General features: G+C 37.7%; 18 protein-coding genes and 1 pseudogene. 6 read left to right on the top strand and 13 right to left on the bottom strand.

Annotation, left to right across the window (positions count from 1 at the left end; genetic code table 11):
* Positions 1 to 177 precede the first annotated feature (177 nt).
* Positions 178 to 1,308 (bottom strand): DUF3829 domain-containing protein, encoded by a 1,131-nt coding sequence (locus JEP40_RS05790; RefSeq protein WP_198622820.1) that lies wholly within the window; start codon positions 1,306 to 1,308, stop codon positions 178 to 180.
* A 540-nt stretch (positions 1,309 to 1,848) separates the two neighbouring features.
* Here JEP40_RS05790 and JEP40_RS05785 point away from each other — a divergent pair.
* From JEP40_RS05785 to JEP40_RS05775, 3 genes are all read left to right on the top strand, one after another.
* Complete coding sequence (locus JEP40_RS05785) at positions 1,849 to 2,142, top strand: YceK/YidQ family lipoprotein (RefSeq protein ID WP_198622819.1); 294 nt, start codon at positions 1,849 to 1,851, stop codon at positions 2,140 to 2,142.
* Positions 2,143 to 3,080: 938 nt separating this feature from the next.
* Positions 3,081 to 3,548, top strand: coding sequence for a GNAT family N-acetyltransferase (locus tag JEP40_RS05780; RefSeq protein WP_198622818.1), 468 nt, complete (start codon positions 3,081 to 3,083; stop codon positions 3,546 to 3,548).
* A 447-nt stretch (positions 3,549 to 3,995) separates the two neighbouring features.
* Positions 3,996 to 4,535 carry a cysteine hydrolase family protein gene (locus JEP40_RS05775; RefSeq protein ID WP_198622817.1) on the top strand — a complete coding sequence of 180 codons (540 nt, stop codon included), beginning with the start codon at positions 3,996 to 3,998 and terminating at the stop codon, positions 4,533 to 4,535.
* Between the two features lie 158 nt (positions 4,536 to 4,693).
* On the opposite strand, the gene JEP40_RS05770 is transcribed toward JEP40_RS05775, so the two are convergent.
* Positions 4,694 to 4,903 carry a hypothetical protein gene (locus JEP40_RS05770; RefSeq protein ID WP_198622816.1) on the bottom strand — a complete coding sequence of 70 codons (210 nt, stop codon included), beginning with the start codon at positions 4,901 to 4,903 and terminating at the stop codon, positions 4,694 to 4,696.
* Positions 4,904 to 5,434: 531 nt separating this feature from the next.
* Here JEP40_RS05770 and JEP40_RS05765 point away from each other — a divergent pair.
* Complete coding sequence (locus tag JEP40_RS05765) at positions 5,435 to 6,052, top strand: Fic/DOC family protein (protein WP_198622815.1); 618 nt, start codon at positions 5,435 to 5,437, stop codon at positions 6,050 to 6,052.
* Here the strand turns inward: JEP40_RS05765 and JEP40_RS05760 are convergent.
* Complete coding sequence (locus tag JEP40_RS05760; protein WP_006536548.1) at positions 6,049 to 6,213, bottom strand: hypothetical protein; 165 nt, start codon at positions 6,211 to 6,213, stop codon at positions 6,049 to 6,051. The genes JEP40_RS05765 and JEP40_RS05760 overlap by 4 nt on opposite strands.
* Positions 6,214 to 6,611: 398 nt before the next feature.
* On the opposite strand from JEP40_RS05760, the pseudogene JEP40_RS05755 reads away from it, so the two are divergent.
* A pseudogene (locus JEP40_RS05755) lies at positions 6,612 to 7,213 on the top strand (IS3 family transposase); the annotation flags it as partial.
* A gap of 313 nt (positions 7,214 to 7,526) precedes the next feature.
* Here JEP40_RS05755 and JEP40_RS05750 read toward each other — a convergent pair.
* Positions 7,527 to 7,697, bottom strand: coding sequence for a hypothetical protein (locus tag JEP40_RS05750; protein WP_332873052.1), 171 nt, complete (start codon positions 7,695 to 7,697; stop codon positions 7,527 to 7,529).
* 220 nt (positions 7,698 to 7,917) lie between these two features.
* On the opposite strand from JEP40_RS05750, the gene mutS reads away from it, so the two are divergent.
* The gene (gene mutS / locus JEP40_RS05745; RefSeq protein ID WP_198622814.1) at positions 7,918 to 10,482 is read left to right on the top strand and encodes a DNA mismatch repair protein MutS; all 2,565 of its coding nucleotides are present in this window, start codon (positions 7,918 to 7,920) and stop codon (positions 10,480 to 10,482) included.
* A 146-nt stretch (positions 10,483 to 10,628) separates the two neighbouring features.
* Here the strand turns inward: mutS and JEP40_RS05740 are convergent, their stop codons facing one another.
* The 9 genes from JEP40_RS05740 to ispD form a co-directional block, all read right to left on the bottom strand.
* Positions 10,629 to 11,783 (bottom strand): hypothetical protein, encoded by a 1,155-nt coding sequence (locus JEP40_RS05740; RefSeq protein ID WP_198622813.1) that lies wholly within the window; start codon positions 11,781 to 11,783, stop codon positions 10,629 to 10,631.
* Positions 11,780 to 13,039 carry a hypothetical protein gene (locus JEP40_RS05735; RefSeq protein ID WP_198622812.1) on the bottom strand — a complete coding sequence of 420 codons (1,260 nt, stop codon included), beginning with the start codon at positions 13,037 to 13,039 and terminating at the stop codon, positions 11,780 to 11,782. Before JEP40_RS05735 ends, JEP40_RS05740 begins: the two co-directional genes overlap by 4 nt.
* Before the next feature lie 164 nt (positions 13,040 to 13,203).
* The gene (gene rpoS, locus JEP40_RS05730; RefSeq protein ID WP_198622811.1) at positions 13,204 to 14,187 is read right to left on the bottom strand and encodes an RNA polymerase sigma factor RpoS; all 984 of its coding nucleotides are present in this window, start codon (positions 14,185 to 14,187) and stop codon (positions 13,204 to 13,206) included.
* A gap of 686 nt (positions 14,188 to 14,873) precedes the next feature.
* Complete coding sequence (gene nlpD, locus JEP40_RS05725) at positions 14,874 to 15,995, bottom strand: murein hydrolase activator NlpD (protein WP_198622810.1); 1,122 nt, start codon at positions 15,993 to 15,995, stop codon at positions 14,874 to 14,876.
* A gap of 153 nt (positions 15,996 to 16,148) precedes the next feature.
* Positions 16,149 to 16,775: a protein-L-isoaspartate(D-aspartate) O-methyltransferase gene (locus JEP40_RS05720; RefSeq protein WP_072070178.1), complete on the bottom strand. Its 627-nt coding sequence runs from the start codon at positions 16,773 to 16,775 to the stop codon at positions 16,149 to 16,151.
* Positions 16,769 to 17,533 carry a 5'/3'-nucleotidase SurE gene (gene surE / locus JEP40_RS05715; protein ID WP_198622809.1) on the bottom strand — a complete coding sequence of 255 codons (765 nt, stop codon included), beginning with the start codon at positions 17,531 to 17,533 and terminating at the stop codon, positions 16,769 to 16,771. The genes JEP40_RS05720 and surE overlap by 7 nt, the downstream gene beginning before the upstream one ends.
* Positions 17,511 to 18,563 (bottom strand): tRNA pseudouridine(13) synthase TruD, encoded by a 1,053-nt coding sequence (truD, locus tag JEP40_RS05710; RefSeq protein WP_198622808.1) that lies wholly within the window; start codon positions 18,561 to 18,563, stop codon positions 17,511 to 17,513. The genes surE and truD overlap by 23 nt, the downstream gene beginning before the upstream one ends.
* Positions 18,560 to 19,045: a 2-C-methyl-D-erythritol 2,4-cyclodiphosphate synthase gene (gene ispF, locus JEP40_RS05705; protein WP_198622807.1), complete on the bottom strand. Its 486-nt coding sequence runs from the start codon at positions 19,043 to 19,045 to the stop codon at positions 18,560 to 18,562. Before ispF ends, truD begins: the two co-directional genes overlap by 4 nt.
* A 1-nt stretch (position 19,046) precedes the next feature.
* The gene (gene ispD / locus JEP40_RS05700; protein ID WP_198622806.1) at positions 19,047 to 19,796 is read right to left on the bottom strand and encodes a 2-C-methyl-D-erythritol 4-phosphate cytidylyltransferase; all 750 of its coding nucleotides are present in this window, start codon (positions 19,794 to 19,796) and stop codon (positions 19,047 to 19,049) included.
* Positions 19,797 to 19,816 lie beyond the last annotated feature (20 nt).

The following is a 19,816-nucleotide window of genomic DNA, read 5'->3' as shown; positions in this document are numbered from 1 at the left end:
ACATTCTTAATATTTTTTTCCTAGCATTCAACTCTATTTCAAGACTCTTCTTAACTTTATTTTGAATCATCTTTTTCTAATAATCATTTCATGTTTAATAAAACACAGAACAAAAGGCAAATTTTGCGAGAAAAATCGCACTATTAAAGTGCGATTTACATTTTTACAACGTAAATATTATTTTGCGATTAAAGAGTTATAATTCTCTATTAAATATTTATATTTATTTGAAATCGTATTTATGTTACCTGATATATCTTTCTTCTCATTGAGTTTTTTCTCTAACACTTTTAACTCAATAACAAGTTGTTGATATAATTCTAAATAATTTTTAACTGAATAATCCGTACCTTTCATATTTTCTTTATTCAACAATGCTTCATCACCAAATACTTTTTCTAATTCAATTGATTGTGCCTCTATTTTGGTAATTGCCGCAGAGAGTGCAGCCACATCTATTTTATCAGGGTTCATTGAATCAAGTGTGTTGGTTACTGTATCCAGTGATTGCATAATTTGATAACGAACAACTAAGCCTTCTTTCTTCACTAATTCAAGCTCTTCAATATGCATTGCTTGATAATAGTTTTCATATGCATCTGCAGCTTTTTCTTTCTCATCGATTAATTTGGCATAAGCATTTCTCACTTCTTCATACAAATTACTGGCTTGTGCGAAATCATCTAAACGGTAAGTCTCCTTTACAACAAGATAATCGCCTAGCTTTAGCAGTTTTTCATATAAATCAACATAACTTTCACCATAAGCATTACCTACAGCATCTAATTCTGGAAGTGTAGGAGAAAGTGTTTTCATAAATTCAAAAGACTCTTGGGCACGCTCTGCACCTGACTTACTCAAATGCATAGAGAAAGTACTTCTAACAGACATTATCCCACTACTCGCTTTCATTCTTTTTATTTGATCTGTTTCACTTTCGAGTATTTTGAAAGGTGTTAAATCAATGGTATTACCATTATCAGAACTTAAACTAGTTAAAACTTTTTTCGTGTTATCTAAAAGATTAATATTAATTGTGCCTGAAATTACGCCGGTTTTTTTCTGTATAATCGTGCCAAAATCTTCGTTAAACGTTGCTAACCACAAGTTACCTTTTTCAATTTTTTGGCTAAACTGAACTTCATCAGATTGAGTGTTTTTTGTATCAGGTTTAGATTGTGTTGTTTGTTCTGTTTTATTTTTATCTTGCGAAGGTGCTCCTGTATTCGAATTTTCATTTGAATTATCACAACCTACTGCTGATATTAATAAAAGACTTATTATCGATGCTAATATGCTTTTTTTCATAATCCCTCATTATATTATTAAGTAATCAACTCGCTATAAACTATAATGACTTTAATAATTAATGACTATTATTTATTGAATTATTTTGAAGCACCACAACAATACTCCTTATAAGAGTATCACCGAACGATTAACAACCGTAAAAATACTTAAACTTGATGTTGTATATTTATAAATATTTTTTAAATTTTATAAATATCCTATATTAGCTATTCTCAATTCCTTCTTTTAATACTTGGGAAATAAGCTTTAATATAAAATCAATAAAGCAGGTGCTATCACTCCAGTTATCAGCCTCACCTAATACTCAATGATAATCATCTTAATATTGCTGAATAGGTATAATAGAAATTAGCATTAGAGTATTATTAAATATTACTATATAAATAATTATGTTAACTAAATATTTTTTTAATTTACATAGGAAATGTCATGAAAAGACTTGGAATTATAGTTTGTATTATTTTTATATTATCCGGATGTGGAACATTAAATAGATCAAGGAGTAGTGCTGATTATTACCGGGGTACTAATGCCGATGTGGAAGTTATCAATGAGCCTTATATTTGGCTAGTTACTCTAGGAATGTACCCTATCTTCTCTATTATCAGTTTACCTATTGATGTTGTCGTCGATACAGCCCTTCTTCCCGTTGACCACGTGATAAAGACCCAGAAAGATAAGACGTACGCAGAAGCGCGTACTAAACATAAACAAGAAACTCAAAGTACAGATAATCAGCAACAATCAGCGTTAACTCCTTCCCCTACCCACCACTCAGCTTCTCCTACGCAAGGAGGCTGGCTAACAAAACCAGATACGGATATTGAATAAAAACATTAATATACATAATGTTATGAAATACTATTTGTGCTTGTAGAAAAAGATATTTCTCATTCAAGCAACTGGATAGCAAGGGCTATTAGTGGAAATTATTAAGATTAGTTTTATTGATTTGTTGGAAGAACTTACAATTAAGATGAGGGAGTAATTTTAAAAGCCCTAACCATTGCAGTCAGGGCTTTTAAGGTAATTCAAACTTCAGATTTAACATTAATGAACTTAATAAAATAATACTACGATTTATACTGCTTTCAAATGTACCCGTTTACTACAGATAATATTGGGCATTAATACTAAAATCCTCCCTTTATTTATCTCGTCATACACCTGCCTGCGCTTTCAGAATCTAAGCGTGGCAACTTCAACAAGCACATCCCCCTCGCGACATATACTCTTTGATGCGTTGCCCATACGGTTACCATAAATAAAAAAACCGTCAACATTAACTAAAAAAAACAAGGCGTTACATCGTCGCGTTAACACTACCATTTTGCGAACTAGCACAATTACAACAAGGCCTGAAAGCAACTAGATCCCAAATAACAAACTTCGTGGCCTGTAAAGCAAAATGGATATCCCAGAACTTATTTCTACTCAATAGCTCACTAACTACTTTCATTGTGCTACTGATTACTAATTTACTCATCTGAGATTTAAGGTCAATACTGTTTTTTAAAACATGTTTTTATTTACAGCGATAGTAACTGCGCTGTATCCCGCTACCCATTGTACTGGTCACTACTGGCAAAGTCCGCGATTGGCACTGAGTAGACAGATCAACTGGTTGTCAAGTCTACTCTGCACGAAAAAAGGACGTAATGTCTCATTGATAACAGCGCAAAATTACGTTATTCCGAAGCAGTATCGATAGTATGATTTTCTATCAAGTGATAAGGTCATTTCTCAGAAATTTTTAAATAGGAACGAACGTGAGTATTTTAGAGAAACATGAGTGGCATAAGGATAACTACCACGTGAGTACAGACAGGGAAAAACTGGATATCCAAGCTATCCATCACTATCTGACGAGGTCAACTTGGGCTAAAGGAATTAATCTGGCTATTGTCAGTGCATCAATTGAGAACAGCCTTAATTTTGGTGTTTATCACGATGAAGCCCAGATAGGCTTCGCGCGTTTGATAACAGATTATGCTACGTTCGCTTACCTTTGCGATGTTTATATTCTTGAGGAATATCAGGGAAAAGGGCTGGGAAGATGGGTGATGCAATGCATACATCATCATCCTGTTTTTGAGCAGCTTCGCAGGATCATGTTGTTTACAACTACAGCTCCTTGGCTCTATGAAAAATTTGGCTATGAACCCGTTAATCGGGAAAACTATGCATGGAGTATCACCCGGCCTGATATTTATACCCACGTAAAAAAGCCTGGCTGACCTGAGCTTATACTCATCTCTTGGCAGGCATATTTACTCCTGAATTTGTAATATCCGCTTTCGGTACTGCACAGACGAGCTAGTGAAACTGAAGGGCTATAGTGAGCGATCAACAGAAATTGATTTAACATTATTTGCACCGCTAGTATGTGGCAGCTAAGACTGATCTTCCTTCAGGAAAAATATTTGTTGAAACAGGTATTTGATTAATGCTACAACAACAGGGCTGTTTTTTTATGATCCCCGTTCCTAATACCAAATAAATACGAGAAAGATCAGAAAATGATTAAGCCAGTTTGGTCAACTACTACAGTCACCACCACCGGAAAAATTCGGCGGTGTGGGCGTATCTGTAACTGACTCCTGATAAAACAGATCCTGACTCCCCACAAAACCAAACGGGGAAGAAAATCTCTCCGTTCATAACGCACTGAATGGAGACACATTATGATATTATCTAAATATGCACTTTTGATTATCGACATGCAGCAGGGACTTTTTCATGGCCCTGTTTCCCCATATTCTGCAGATACAGTTCTGTCAAATATTTGTCTACTGATTGAAAAAGCGCAGCAGGCTCAGGTTCCTGTTTTTTTTGCCCGACACACAGGCCCCGAAGATTCTCCTTTCTCAGAGCAAAGTCCTTTAACACAACTGATACACGAAATGAACGTTAACACAGAGCAGGATATCGTGTTTATTAAAAAGTACCCTAGCTGTTTCCGAGATACTGGCCTACAACTTCAGCTTAGCCAAAGAGGTGTTAAAGAGTTGGTTATTGCTGGTATGAAAACAGAATTTTGTGTTGATACTACCTGCCGCGCAGCGTCAGAGCTAGGATTCAGGACCGTGCTGATTTCTGATGCGCATACAACAATGGATAACGAACATTTGTCAGCAAGTGAAATCATCAATCATCACAACGTTACACTGGCTGGACCGTTTGTGACTCTCGCAACCGCGGCTGGCTGGAATTTTTCATTCTGAGTAATATTCAACTTCCGCTTTGGCACAAAGCGGCCAGTCAGATTATGTCATACTTAATGCAATAGATTAGTGCTTGATACTGATATCGCTTTATTTTGATAAGGTTATAAGCACTATTTTAACAGACAACTTGTGCTAAATAAGTACACCGTAGGATATCATGCCAAGAACCCCATATGATCCGCCCACTTCTGCAACCACACCTTACATCCACTCTCATAACTGTATAAATTATACGTTCCTTCAATGTCGCCATGTATATGCCCAAGTATCGCCTCACCCACTTCATTAAGACAACCGAGTTTAACTAACTCTGCACGTACTGTTCGACATAAATCATGAGGTGCCCAATCAGGGATATCTAGCATTTTGCCTTCTTTGCGTAAACGCCACGCACATTCAGTTAGATATTTTTGCTAAATCGGCAACTTTGTGACTTGAGATAAAAAAAGATATTTTTATCATTAAAACAGCAGACTGAAACCTTGTGATATGATCAAACAATGCTTGTGAAATAAAACAACATGCAGTGTAACAATAACCTTTCACAAATAACTTAAAATTCAATACGTTAAGACAGTCGACAACATGACTGACATTCAACACTTAGACTCCCACACCCTCGTGATGCATGGGTGTGTTAGCGTTGAAATATAACGATATTTATTAATTTTTTAGCAAAACCTATGATTTAACCTACACTTAATTAATTCGTTGATTTATAGGTAGTTATTATTTTATTTAACCTAGCCGCTGCTTATACTCTAAATAATTCGAGGTGCAGCTAGGCGACAAGTAAACCTATTCCTTGAAAAAAGTCTAGGAGCATACATAAGTATGTGACTAGTGCGAATGAGCGCAGTCAACAACGCTGCGACTTGAAGTATGACGAGTATAAAATGAATAGATATGATGTATCTAATAGTGAAGGAAAATTTGCTGAAGGCTCTGATGAAGAGGTACTGGCTAACAAGCTAGGGCTTTCAAACGTTGATGATATCAATGACGCGGAGCTTGTTCTGTTAGAAAAGCTGTATCAAGCCATTTTTGAAGAACAATTCACAACTGAACAAATCACTGTATCACTTATTCAGCGTTGGCACCGCCAATGGTTAGGGAATGTTTACGGGTGGGCAGGTCAGTTACGTACAGTGAATATTAGCAAAGGTGGCTTTATGTTTGCCCCTGCGGGTCGAGTTGCAAAGCTACTTGCTCAATTTGAAAAAGAGTATCTCGCGAAATACACACCCTGCACCAATATGAGCCGAGAGCGCGTCATAGAAGCCATTGCAACAGTACATGTGGAATTGATCCTAATACATCCCTTTAGGGAAGGAAATGGGCGCTTATCGCGTTTGCTGGCAGATGTGATGGCGGTACAAGGCGGGCAACAACCATTAGATTACGAAAGCTGGACTCAGAACCAGACACAATACATTGCAGCAATCCACGCAGGGTTAAACCTTAACTATGAACCCATGAAATATTGGGTTAACGAAGCCTTGAAAGCGAACTAAATCGCAAGTTTCAAATGCCCAAACTTCTCACGCTTTGCTTTCATTTCTTCTTCAAGGCGACGGGACTCCTGCCCTGTTTCAATCGCCGTAGAGGTTGCTACCGAACGAATAAGTTGAGTACGAGTTGGTCTTGTTGCTTGAATTAATTCGTTCTTTTTCATGGTAGTCTCATTTCAAACTGGTGATAGTGCATTTTATCACCGTTACTTTATATGGCAACATAGATCGCTTTTCTAGTTAAAAATTTCACAGCAGAACGATTTAACCAGTGTGTTGCATCCAACGGTTGAACTCACAGCGAATTGTGGATTTAACACCGAGCTCTATCGATAGCAGCACCTTATTATGAGATTTCTAGCTTTCCGCTCGATTTTAGAAAAATACCAGCTTTAAATGTAAAACCAGCACCTAACAACCGCACAAATTAATGCACACAGTGAAAGACCATGAAAAAAGCCACATTTTCAAAATGATACAAAATCAAAGATGTTCATCTGGCTAATGGGACTCATAACGCTTTGCTCACCGGGTAAATTGCGAACGCAGCGAGTAATTTATCCGCGTGCAGCAACGTGTGGGGATAAAGGCTCAGGTCGGGTACCGAAGCCCACGGGGACGTAAAGGTGAAGCTAGTATCGTAACACCAGACAGGCTCCGGCGACAGTTCAACCCGAAAGCGCCGAATGAGTGTTGGATAACGGACATTACCTACATCAGGATCCACGAAGGTTGGCTGTACCTGTCCGTGGTTGTTGACCTATTCTCACGCAAAGTTATCGGCTGGTCAATGCAACCCCAAATGACAAAAGATATTGTCCTGAATGTGCTTCTGATGGCCTTGTGGCGACGTAATCCTCAAAAGCAGGTGCTGATTCATTCACAAGCCATAAATGGCAGTCGTTCCTGAAATCACATGGTCTGAAGGGAAGTATGAGTCGTCGCGGTAACTGCCATGATAATGCGGTTGCAGAAAGCTTTTTCCAGTTACTGAAACGCGAACGGATAAAGAAAAAGATCTACGGAACGCGGGAAGAAGTCCGCAGTGATATTTTTGATTACACCGAAATGTTTTATAACTGTAGGCGTCGGCATGGTTCGAGTAATCAGATGTCACCGACAGAATACGAAAATCAGTATTATCAACGGCTCGGAAGTGTTTAGATTATCTGTGACGATTCAAAGTATGAATATTTCGCGCCCAAAAATAGAAACATTCGCTAAAAATGTTAGTATGCTGACACGAGAAGTTTTGGATTAGAAGTAACGAAATCAGGGTTTCATGCTCTTTTACAATCATCTGTTGATGAAGGGGGAAACTATCAAGATATATTCAACGAGTATGGCAAAAATTAGGTGTTGAGGGGCAATTTTTACTCCAGAGTATGATTTCAAATAGGGATAATGGTCAGGAGTAAAAATGAAAAATCTTCCATTACCTAATTATCATTTTTGGGATGTTTACAATACCTGCATTTCAGATTGTAATTCTAATAATCTCACTGTATAAATTATACGTTCCTTCAATGTCGCCATGTATATGCCCAAGTATCGCCTCACCCACTTCATTAAGACAACCGAGTTTAACTAACTCTGCACGTACTGTTCGACATAAATCATGAGGTGCCCAATCAGGGGTATCTAGCATTTTGCCTTCTTTGCGTAAACGCCACGCACATTCAGTTAGATATTTTTGCTAAATCGGCAACTTTGTGACTTGAGATGAAAAAAGATATTTTTATCATTAAAACAACAGACTGAAACCTTGTGATATGATCAAACAATGCTTGTGAAATAAAACAACATTCAGTGTAACAATAACTTTTCACAAATAACTTAAAATTCAATACGTTAAGACAGACGACAACATGACTGACATTCAACACTTAGACTCCCACACACCAATGATGCAACAGTATCTAAAAATTAAAGCAGAGCATCCTGAAATCTTACTGTTTTACCGTATGGGTGACTTTTATGAACTGTTTTTTGACGATGCTAAAAAAGCCTCTCGCTTGTTAGATATTTCATTAACAAAACGAGGTCAGTCTGCAGGGCAACCTATTCCTATGGCAGGAGTTCCTCATCATGCCGTTGAGAATTATCTCGCTAAATTAGTGCAATTAGGTGAGTCTGTCGCTATTTGTGAACAAATTGGTGATCCAGCAACAAGCAAAGGCCCAGTTGAACGCAAAGTTATTCGTATTGTGACACCGGGTACCGTCACTGATGAGGCCTTACTTGAAGAACGCCAAGACAACCTTTTAGCTGCTATTTGGCAAGATAAAAATGGCGCATTTGGTTATGCAACATTAGATATCACATCTGGACGTTTCCAAGTTACTGAAATGCCTGATAGTGAAAGCATGATTGCCGAATTACAACGTACCCACCCAGCAGAATTACTTTATCCAGAAACCTTTGAATCGATGGCACTGATTGAGCGCCAGCAAGGCTTGCGTCGTCGCCCTATTTGGGAGTTTGAGCCTGAGACAGCAAAACAACAGCTCAATCTACAATTTGGTACTCGTGATTTAACAGGCTTTGGTGTTGAAAATGCACACCTCGCGCTCTGCGCTGCTGGGTGTTTATTGCAATATGTGAAAGATACACAACGCACCTCTTTACCTCATATCCGTAGCATTACCATGGAACGCCCTCAAGATTCGATTATTTTAGATGCGGCAACTCGTCGCAATCTTGAATTAACACAAAATCTTGCAGGTGGCACTGATAACACACTAGCATCTGTACTTGACCTTTGTGTTACCCCTATGGGAAGCCGTATGCTAAAACGTTGGATACACACGCCATTACGCCAACGTGAACAACTCATTAAACGTCAAGATGCAATTAGTGCATTGCAACCTCTTTATTTTGAGTTACAACCTTTTTTACGTCAAGTCGGCGATTTAGAACGTGTATTAGCACGTTTAGCGTTACGTTCAGCACGCCCTCGTGATCTATCTCGTATGCGTCATGCTTTTCAGCAATATCACGATATTCATCAAGTGCTTGAACAAGCTGATATGCCTTACATTAAAGAATTACAAAAGCGTATTAGCCAGTTCAATGAATTATGTGAACTACTTGAACAAGCCATTGTTGAAACACCGCCTGTATTAGTACGTGATGGTGGTGTCATTGCCTCTGGTTATAATGCCGAATTAGATGAATGGCGAGCATTAGCCGATGGCGCAAGTGATTACCTTGATAAACTTGAAATTCGTGAACGTGAAAAATGGGGTATTGATACACTTAAAGTTGGCTTTAATGGTGTACATGGCTATTACATTCAAGTCAGTCGTGGACAAAGTAATTTAGTGCCTATGCACTATGTTCGCCGTCAAACGTTGAAAAATGCTGAACGATATATCATTCCTGAGCTAAAAGAGTATGAAGATAAAGTCTTAACCTCAAAAGGTAAGGCGCTGGCGATTGAAAAGATGCTCTATGAAGAGATTTTTGAAAAATTATTACCACATCTTACTGCATTACAAATCAGTGCAGAGGCTTTAGCAGAAACAGACGTTCTCTCTAACCTTGCAGAGCGTGCTGAATCATTAAATTATACTCGCCCAGAATTAAGTGAGAAAACAGGTATTCAAATCTCAGGGGGACGTCACCCTGTTGTTGAACAAGTTCTTAGCGAACCATTTATTTCTAACCCATTACAATTGGCACCTCAACGCCGTTTACTGATAATTACAGGCCCGAATATGGGAGGGAAAAGCACTTATATGCGACAAGCCGCATTAATTACTTTACTTGCCTATATAGGTAGCTTTGTTCCTGCAGAAAAAGCATTAATTGGCCCTGTTGATCGTATCTTTACCCGTGTGGGGGCCTCTGATGATCTTGCTTCTGGTCGCTCTACCTTTATGGTGGAAATGACCGAAACAGCTAATATTTTGCACAATGCGACTGAAAACAGCTTGGTCTTAATGGATGAAATTGGTCGAGGTACATCAACTTATGACGGATTATCTTTGGCTTGGGCTTGTGCTGAGAACTTAGCTAATCGTATTAAAGCGATGACACTCTTTGCAACCCACTATTTTGAATTAACTACGCTACCTGAAAAACTTGAAGGTACTGCAAACATTCACTTAGATGCTGTCGAACATGGGGACACTATTGCCTTTATGCATAGCGTTCAAGAAGGTGCCGCAAGCAAAAGTTATGGTTTAGCTGTAGCTGCATTAGCGGGTGTTCCCAAAGAGGTTATTCGCCGAGCTAAGCAGAAGTTAAAAGAGCTTGAAATGCTATCAGGTCACTCTGGCTCTGGCCATGTTGAAACATCACAACTGATGTTATTAACAGAGTCTGAGCCTTCAGCCATCGAATTAGCTTTAGATAAAATCGATCCGGATGCTCTAACGCCACGACAAGCATTAGAACAACTCTATCGTTTAAAAGAGATGGCAAAATAGGCCATAACAAGTACAACATACTGATGACTAGCCCTGATATAGGTTGACAACTTTTCAGGCATAAAAGGCTCTGTTTTATTTTACAGAGCTTTTTTATGGTTTCTTTCTAATTTTTCAAACTAAGGTAGTCAGAGATAAATACAACATTAGTTAATTGAAGCATGACTATATTTCAGCCGTTCACCTAATAACAGTAAAGTGTCTTCATCGCCATAATTGTCAAATAAACGAATAAATGAAGATAACGCAGGATTAAACATCATATCGTCAGTAATTTTCTCATAAGAAGTATAATTTTTTGTTTTTAATGAAAAAACTAGCGTAACTTTATCATCATTACGACCTTTATTTAAAATCAAATTATTATTACTTATCATCAAATCATTTAGATATTTATAACCACTTTCATAGAAAGTTTCTACATTCCCATCAGCTTGGCGCTGAACAACAGAATAGAGATCACGAGAAGCATGTTGAGCAATAAAATAGATATCACCTTTATCATTTTGGGCAACTTCTTTAACACGCAAAGGGAGCCAACGTGTTTTTGTCACTTCTTTATCCACTAAATTTAGCGTGATTTCTAACGTATTTGTTGTGTAATGGTGATTATAAAAAATAATGAGGGAATCACCTGATAGAGCGTAATGAAATTGTGTAAACTCACCGAAATCTTCAGCATAATATTGCTTCACCAGATCTTCTGTATTAACTGAATATTCCCAGCTTTCGCCTTCATCTAAACTTGTCAATATTGTCTTATTATCAACTAAGACTAATTGCGATGTTGTTTGTGAAAAAAGTAATTTTCCACCAATAAGCGCTAAAGGAAAACGATAATAACCATTGTTAATCTCTTGCCAAGGAATTAAATCTGCTACTGTAAACTTTGTTAAATCTATAGTTTGACGCCCCTGCTCTGTAAATAAAACACATTTATCAAGAACACAGTAAGCGTTATAAAAACTACCTTGACCTTGTGATACAAAGCGCGTGCCTTCTTTATCAGAAAAGTACAGAGTATATTTTCTCTGGTTATCTTGGCGGTGAAGTCGACCATAAATATCTACATCATATCGCCCACTATCAGATTCAGTTTTAATTAACATCCCGCTAGAAGCATAAAAAGTCTTACGCCAATCATAATGAGAATAAGGGTATGAAGATAATTCAGAGGAGTTTTCATTTTTCCATTGCCACTTAGAGGCAAATCCATGAAAAAGCACACCATAAAAAAGCAGTATGCTTAAAATAAATAAGCTTGTGATGATGATAAAAGGCTTACGGAAAAAAGGATTCATTGACTTAACTCCGTAATATAAAGCGGTTTTTTATTTTCAAAACATTGCTGCTGAAGCAAAAAATAGGTTTGATAACTGCAGTTACCCTTTTGTGATAATAAAATATAAAGATTTGAAAATAACGCAATTAAAAAAGCAAACCCTGTCATTATTGAGCCATAGATGATCCCCATACCTAAAAAAGTATCACCAACAAAAAACCAGTCCCATTTATCCCAATAATTACCATTATCGTAAACATCTGAAATAGAAAAAATGGCGAACAATGAGAAAATAAAGGCGCTGATTAATCCTGTAATTAACAACGATAATCGTTTAGTTCTCTGATGTCCAAGATACAGCTGTCCTGAAATCAAATAAGCACCATTATCGGTATGATTATAAACACCTAAGACAATAGGCCCAGAATTCTTATCTTCTGCTTGCCAAAAGAACAATTCAACATCATCACCATCAGCCAAAAATAAATTATGATCAGAATAAAATAAACGTTCTTTATAACTAAATATAAAAGGATATTTATCAATCTGACAGGATATTTGCATCACCACACTCTCTGCATTACGGGAATGTATTTTGATTCTATCAACATGATGAAGTTTTATTTTTCCTCGTATTCGCTGTACGTTACTTTGTTTGATATGAAAGGTTGGATTTTTACGTGTAATATGCTTCGACAGTGGTCTTGTTTTTATTTCGGGAAGGATCAGTTGTTCGCCATCTGGAGCTATAATATCTTGCTTAGCCATTACTTTATCCAACGCTTTTATTCTTTTTTTATGCTTAGGTCTAACACGCTGAAAAAAACGATAGGCTTTTTCTCCGATATAACTCACCCCAACTATTACAGCACCAAATGAAATAACCATGGAAACAACAATAAAAAAATTAGCTTCGAGATAAAGCAAAGAATAATAGTTCCATCCACTCCCAATTACAGTAAGAATAAAGGCAAGTAATAACCATTTTTTCTGTTTTGTGGTAAGTGTAAAAGTTCTTTCTGGCTCAAGTCTTCCTTTGCTGTCATGATAAATCCATTGCACCCATAAACTGCCGTCGTTAAGCAATTCAGCACAAATTTTAAGTTCATCGCCTTGTTTTAAACGTTTCAGAAAATCTTCAGAGTGAGCGAAATCATCTTCACTAAGATAAAACACTTTATCTGATGCTATTAATCTCACCATTCCTTTTGGTGAGGTTTTATTTTGGTCAAAATGATAACTTTCTAATTTGACGTTTAAAAAATAATCTTTCATATCTTACTTTATCTCTTTTATCAGACTGACGAGAAGCAATACCACGCTCTTGTTTTATCTTGTTAAATCACATAATACAAGATAAAGAAAAGCCGATTAGCAACTCACTAATCGGCTTTGGTAATAACAATATATTGGAAACTGTAGGTAGAAATAAAGGCTAGTTATGCTTTGAAAAGAGCTTCAATACATAACCCCTGATTTTGCAGAATGTCTTTTAGTCGACGTAATCCTTCAACTTGGATTTGACGAACTCTTTCTCTTGTCAGACCAATCTCTCTACCAACATCTTCTAAAGTTTCAGCCTCGTAGCCTAATAATCCAAAACGGCGTGCTAATACTTCACGTTGCTTAGGATTTAATTCAAATAACCACTTTATGATATTTTCCTTGAGGTTATTATTTTGAATTGTCGCCTCAGGCCCTTCTTCATTTTCGTCAGAGATAATATCGAGTAAGGCTTTATCTGAATCGCCCCCAATTGGGGTATCAACAGAAGTAATACGTTCATTTAAACGTAGCATCTTACTCACATCTTCAACTGGTTTATCAAGTGTTTGTGCAATTTCTTCAACACTAGGCTCATGATCAAGCTTATGTGCTAGTTCCCTTGCAGTTCTTAAATAAACATTCAGCTCTTTAACGATATGAATGGGCAGACGAATGGTACGAGTTTGATTCATAATGGCACGTTCTATGGTTTGACGTATCCACCATGTCGCATAAGTTGAAAAACGAAAACCTTTTTCAGGATCGAATTTTTCAACCGCACGGATCAGACCTAAATTCCCTTCTTCAATCAAATCAAGCAGGGCAAGACCTCGGTTTGTATAACGACGAGATATCTTAACAACTAAACGAAGATTGCTTTCTATCATTCGTTGTCTTGAAGGAATGTCACCACGTAACGCTCTACGGGCAAAAAAAACTTCTTCCTCAGCGGTCAGCAACGGAGAATAACCAATTTCTCCTAAATAAAGCTGAGTTGCATCGAGCGCACGCTGATTGACTCCTTCAATAAGTTCAATTTCGTCTTGAGCATCAGACTCATTTTCTGCTTCTTTTGCAGCAACTTCATCGAACTCTTCCATGTTCTCTTCAATTTCATCTGTATATAACTCGTCTACTCTTAGCGTACTTTGGCTCATCAGCTGCTCCTACCCTTGATAATTTAGGTAAACGACGTTTGATTAAAGTCTGTTTACCAGTTTATCGCTGTGTCACGACACAACGGGTTTACTGATTTTCCCTTGTAACGAATTACAAAATAAAAGATAACATAATCTATTTTACTGTTAATTTTATCTTTCTTTATTCAATATATAACTTAGCTATTGAGTACAGGTTATTAACAGTTTTTTTTATTATATTTACGTATATTTATCTATACGTAAAATTACTTCATTTAATGCGCTAGCTGTAACTATTTGTATCTGAAAAAAACAAATAAAAATCCATAATAATAAAATAATACCAAATAATTTTTGTTATTTACTATTATTAAAAAGATAATCTAATAAAGAAAATACCCTTTCAAACAAAGGGTTATTTTATAGTTCATCCTTTAGCAATGGCGAATCTTTATTCATTTTTTATATAACGTTTTTAGCATACGCATTCATTGATTGATAATCAACCGTCTAATTTAACGTTATCTATAATTTTATATCGACCTCTCATTTTTACTTATCTTTAATTAAGCAGTTTTACCTAGTTAAAATGTATTTTGTTTCAATATTTTAATTAATTACAGATAATAAAAAGCCCTCTCCTTTTTATAAAAGAGAGGGCTTCACTTTAGGATTATTCACTATACGAGTTAAAAACCGCTTATTTATTTTTTCGGTAAATAGCTCATTGGGTTGAGTGATTTTTCTTTATAACGGATCTCAAAGTGCAGTCGAACAGAGCTTGTTCCCGAACTCCCCATCGTCGCAATTTGCTGACCAGCATTCACATTTTGTTGTTCACGCACCAAAATAGTGTCGTTATGCGCATATGCACTGAGATATTCATCATTATGTTTAATGATAACAAGGTTACCATAGCCACGTAATGCGCTACCGGCATAAACCACTTTACCAGCCGCCGTTGCAACTACTGGAGAGCCTTTAGTACCACCAATATCGATACCTTTATTGCCTCCTGGTGCACTTGAATAGCTTTCGATTATCTTACCTTGTGCTGGCCAAATCCACTTACCAGAAGCAGTTGTTGGTGCTGGTGTTGTTGCCGTTGTGGTATTAGTGTTGGTTGTTGGTGGCGGAGTCGTTGTTTTTGGTGGTGTTGTCGTTGCCGGTTTAGTGATCAATGGCCCCATTGATGTGTTATTTGCCGGTTTCGTTTGAGCCGTTTGAACACCAGCACTACTTGGTTGATTGATAACGGATGTGTTCACATTTGTATTGGTTCCCGTATTGACTTGACGGTTACCAATATTCAGCACCTGTCCCACATTTAAACTATAAGGTTCAGGAATATTATTCATTGAAGCCAGCTCTTTTACATCGCTATCTGTTATCCACGCGATATAGAACATGGTATCACCCCGTTTTACTGTATAGGTGTTACCGCTGTAATTCCCTTTAGGAATACTATCGTAATTGCGGTTATACACAATACGGCCAGAACCATCTGTACCCACATTTTGAGTCGCTACCAATGTTTGTGGGCGAGGCTGGTTTTGAGGCTGATATGTGCCTCCATTAGATGAAGCACTATTCACCTTAATTGAAGGAGGAGGTGACGATTGTAAAGGGGTCGTTCTTTCAACCGGTGTCGCATTACCGTTAGTCATCACAGGCGCGGTTGAAACCGTATTATTTGAAGAGCTATCATTTACAGAGGTAATGGGTGCAGGACGATAAGGTGTATCTGCACAGCCTGTTAATGCAAATCCAATTACCGAACACATGATTGCCCAGCGGACATGCTTAAATGGGCTTTCTGAATTCATACTTCCTTCTCCCTTTAAAAAGGCATTAGCGTCTAGCAATTTGTCGAGTTGAACAAAAAGACTGCAATTTTTTGAAAATGTTTCATTTATTAGTGCAGATTACGACAAGCTATTAAAAAGCAGTAATAAAAAGCGGTCAGATTTATCTGGAAGTTATGCTAACTCACCTGAAATTAAAGGAACAAATCTAACAGCTTCTATAGATTGATAGTGAAAATCATTACCTAACCGTCGGATAAACTTCAGTATTTGTTGCTGTTCACCTACAGGTATTATCATCCTGCCACCATCAGCTAATTGCATCAATAACTGTTGCGGTACTTCTGTTGCACATGCTGTCACTATTATGGCATTAAAAGGCGCTTTTGATGACCATCCTTCCCATCCATCACCATGACGTGTAGAAATATTATGTAAATCAAGATGCTTAAAACGTCGTTTAGCTTGCCATTGCAATATTTTTATACGCTCAACAGAGCTGACATGATGGACTAAATTTGCTAAAACCGCCGTTTGATACCCAGATCCTGTTCCAATCTCTAAAACAGAATCCGTACTTTGTAATTCTAGTAGCGTTGTCATTTTAGCAACAATATAAGGTTGTGAAATAGTTTGACCATTACCAATAGGTAAAGCCGTATTTTCATAAGCCTTATGAGAGAGCGCTTCATCAATAAAGAGCTCTCTGGGTACTTTACTCATTGCTTCCAGCAGGCTTTCATCCTTGATACCATGCTGTTTTAACATTGTCAGTAAGTCTTTCATTGACCGACTTAACATGTTTTTTTGACCTCTGCTTTATTTAACCAATTTTGTAGTAAATCAAGTGCTTTGTATGCTGTTAAATCGACATGCAAGGGTGTAATCGACACATAACCTTCGTCAACAGCAGCAAAATCTGTATCAGGACCTACATCGTTTTTTTCGCCTGGAGGTCCAATCCAATAAAGGCTATTCCCTCTAGGATCAGTGTGAGTATAAACGTGCTGTGAAGCATGACGACTCCCACAACGAGTGATACGAAAACCTTTTACTTCATTTAGTGGAATATCTGGCACATTAATATTGAGAATATTTCCGGCTCTTAAAGGCACTTGTTGTAACATTGTCAGCACGTCACAAGTTACTTGAGCTGCTGTCTCAAAATGCGTTTCACCATCTAATGAGACGGCAATCGCAGGTAAACCTAAAAAACGCCCTTCTGTTGCAGCTGCCACTGTACCTGAATAAATAACATCATCACCTAAATTAGGGCCATGATTAATACCAGAAATAACAATATCAGGGCGAGGACGTACTAAATGATTTACACCAAGATAAACACAATCTGTTGGTGTTCCTTCAACAATTGCGATATCGCCATTTTCCAGCTCTTGCTTACGTAATGGTCGGTCAATAGTTAAAGAGTTAGAAGCAGCACTACGATTACGATCAGGTGCAACAATTTGTACATCATAACGCTGGCGTAATGCTTTAGCGAGGGTCTGTATCCCTTTCGCCATCACACCATCGTCATTACTCACCAATATTTTCAGCATCATCATTCCCTAATAAAATTAATTCACGTACAACGCTAGTTGCAAAGCTTCCTGCCGGTAAAAAGAATGACAGAGAAATAGTGGTATCGTCTACCCAATTCCATGACATATTTTCTGGTAACACATTGATAGCACGTCTTGTATTATCAACTCGCTCTTGTCGAGCCAATGACCATAATGTTTCATATTCTGCCAGATTTTCAGTTTCAAAATCCAATGCTTGTGATTGTGTACCTAAATCACCTTTACCCGGTAAAGGCGCGGTAATATGAACATCATGTTCTTCATAGCGAGTTTGTGTTGGAATGAGTTCAGCTTCATCGACAACAAACCAACTGCCTCGCCCATGAAGTTGCATGGCATCACCCGGTATCACTTTTGAATATAAGTCACACTCTAATCTTTTACTGACAAGATGATTGAACATTGCACTGCGTGCTGCTGAAAGATAAAAACTGCGTTTACCACGCTCTTTAACACGAATTTCATCGGTTGCCCAACGCATAGCTTGGCGTAAATTTTCACCATTACGCCCAAATCGTTGTACACCAAAATAGTTAGGAATACCTTTAGCTTTAATTTGAGCTAATCGAACATCAACAAAGGTACGGTCTGAAATTTCTCGTAACACCAATGTAAAGTGATTACCTTTTAATGTACCTATACGTAATTTACGTTGTTGGCGAGTCGTTTCTAAAATTTCACAACCTTCTAAAACAAGCTGACTGAAATCGGGCATCTCTTTACCCGGCATACGTAGACAAAACCATTGTTCGGTGACAGCATTTCTGTCTTTTAGTCCAGCATAGCTTGCATCTCTTGGGTGAATACCCACAAATTTTGCCAGCTTTTCAGCAACAAAAGCGGTGTTGCATCCTGTTTTCCTGACTTTTACCATGACATGCTCACCTTCACCATCGAGGGTGAAACCAAGATCTTCACAGACAATAAAATCTTCAGGAATTGACTTCAATAAACCCGTTGCTTGTGGTTTTCCATGTAACCAATGGAGTTCTGGTAATTCACTCATTCAGGTAATGACTCTTTTATTAATAAAACAACAGCTTCACAGGCAATACCTTCTTTTCTACCCACAAACCCAAGTTTTTCGGTTGTTGTCGCTTTCACATTGATATCATCAACATGGCAATGAAGATCTTCTGCAATATTGACGCGCATTTGTGGTGTATGAGGTAACATTTTAGGTGCTTGAGCAATAATAGTGACATCCAAATTACCAATTCGGTAACCTTTTTCTCTTACGCGTGAAAATGCTTCACGAAGTAATACACGGCTATCAGCACCTTTATATGCCGGATCAGTATCAGGGAACAATGTACCAATGTCACCCATTGCCACTGCGCCTAAAATAGCGTCAGTCACAGCATGTAATACAACATCACCATCAGAGTGAGCTAATAAGCCTTGTTCATAAGGAACTCTGACGCCGCCAATAATAATAGGACCTTCACCACCAAATTTATGTACGTCGTAACCGTGTCCAATTCTCATTTTATTGTGTGTTCCTTATATTGGTGATTTGGCGCGAAAGAAAAAACTCTGCAAGTGCCAAATCTTCTGGCTGAGTTACTTTGATATTGTCTGCACGCCCTTTTACTAATAGAGGTTCATATCCAGCAAATTCCATTGCTGATGCTTCATCAGTAATAGTTGCTTTTTCCGAGAGTGCATTCTCTATATTTCGTTTTAATAACGAGGCAGGAAAGAACTGTGGCGTTAAGGCATGCCATAGTGTTGTTCTCTCTACTGTTTGTTCAATATGGTTGTCTTGTTGATGACTACGTTTCATCGTATCACGTACAGGGGTTGCAAGAATACCACCACAAAACAGGGGATCTGAGACGTTTTCATCAATTAATTTAATAAGATGATCAAGGTCGCCAAAATGCAAACAAGGTCTTGCTGCATCGTGGACAAGAGCCCAAGTCCTTTCAGAAAAATGCTGAGTGACGTACTCTAAACCTGATAATACGGAGTCCGCACGCTCTCCTCCGCCATTAACTGTAATGATCCTTTCATCTTGAGCTAAAGGCAAAGCTTGAAAATAATGATCATCCGGGCTAATTGCCACAATAATTTTCATTATGCGCGGGTGTTTTAATAAAGCATTAATGGTATGTTCAAGAATAGTCAATCCACCAATCTTCAAATATTGTTTTGGGCAGATTGATTGCATTCGACTTCCGATACCAGCTGCCGGGATAACAGCAACAATAGGAAGAGTAGAGTTTATTATATTCATTATGGTATTTGTATCAGGAC

Source organism: Proteus vulgaris, assembly GCF_016239305.1.
Taxonomy (GTDB): domain Bacteria; phylum Pseudomonadota; class Gammaproteobacteria; order Enterobacterales; family Enterobacteriaceae; genus Proteus; species Proteus vulgaris_C.
Note: the sequence above shows the minus strand (reverse complement) of the source record. Positions and strands in the feature narration are given on the sequence as shown.

Coding starts and splice junctions, on each gene's coding strand:
- mutS (WP_198622814.1), top strand. CDS start 7,918: ATGACTGACATTCAACACTTAGACTCCCACACACCAATGATGCAACAG.
- JEP40_RS05720 (WP_072070178.1), bottom strand. CDS start 16,775: ATGTTAAGTCGGTCAATGAAAGACTTACTGACAATGTTAAAACAGCAT.
- surE (WP_198622809.1), bottom strand. CDS start 17,533: ATGCTGAAAATATTGGTGAGTAATGACGATGGTGTGATGGCGAAAGGG.
- nlpD (WP_198622810.1), bottom strand. CDS start 15,995: ATGAATTCAGAAAGCCCATTTAAGCATGTCCGCTGGGCAATCATGTGT.
- ispF (WP_198622807.1), bottom strand. CDS start 19,045: ATGAGAATTGGACACGGTTACGACGTACATAAATTTGGTGGTGAAGGT.
- JEP40_RS05760 (WP_006536548.1), bottom strand. CDS start 6,213: ATGAAAAAGAACGAATTAATTCAAGCAACAAGACCAACTCGTACTCAA.
- JEP40_RS05770 (WP_198622816.1), bottom strand. CDS start 4,903: ATGCTAGATATCCCTGATTGGGCACCTCATGATTTATGTCGAACAGTA.
- truD (WP_198622808.1), bottom strand. CDS start 18,563: ATGAGTGAATTACCAGAACTCCATTGGTTACATGGAAAACCACAAGCA.
- rpoS (WP_198622811.1), bottom strand. CDS start 14,187: ATGAGCCAAAGTACGCTAAGAGTAGACGAGTTATATACAGATGAAATT.
- JEP40_RS05750 (WP_332873052.1), bottom strand. CDS start 7,697: ATGCTAGATACCCCTGATTGGGCACCTCATGATTTATGTCGAACAGTA.
- JEP40_RS05735 (WP_198622812.1), bottom strand. CDS start 13,039: ATGAAAGATTATTTTTTAAACGTCAAATTAGAAAGTTATCATTTTGAC.
- ispD (WP_198622806.1), bottom strand. CDS start 19,796: ATGAATATAATAAACTCTACTCTTCCTATTGTTGCTGTTATCCCGGCA.
- JEP40_RS05740 (WP_198622813.1), bottom strand. CDS start 11,783: ATGAATCCTTTTTTCCGTAAGCCTTTTATCATCATCACAAGCTTATTT.
- JEP40_RS05790 (WP_198622820.1), bottom strand. CDS start 1,308: ATGAAAAAAAGCATATTAGCATCGATAATAAGTCTTTTATTAATATCA.
- JEP40_RS05775 (WP_198622817.1), top strand. CDS start 3,996: ATGATATTATCTAAATATGCACTTTTGATTATCGACATGCAGCAGGGA.
- JEP40_RS05765 (WP_198622815.1), top strand. CDS start 5,435: ATGAATAGATATGATGTATCTAATAGTGAAGGAAAATTTGCTGAAGGC.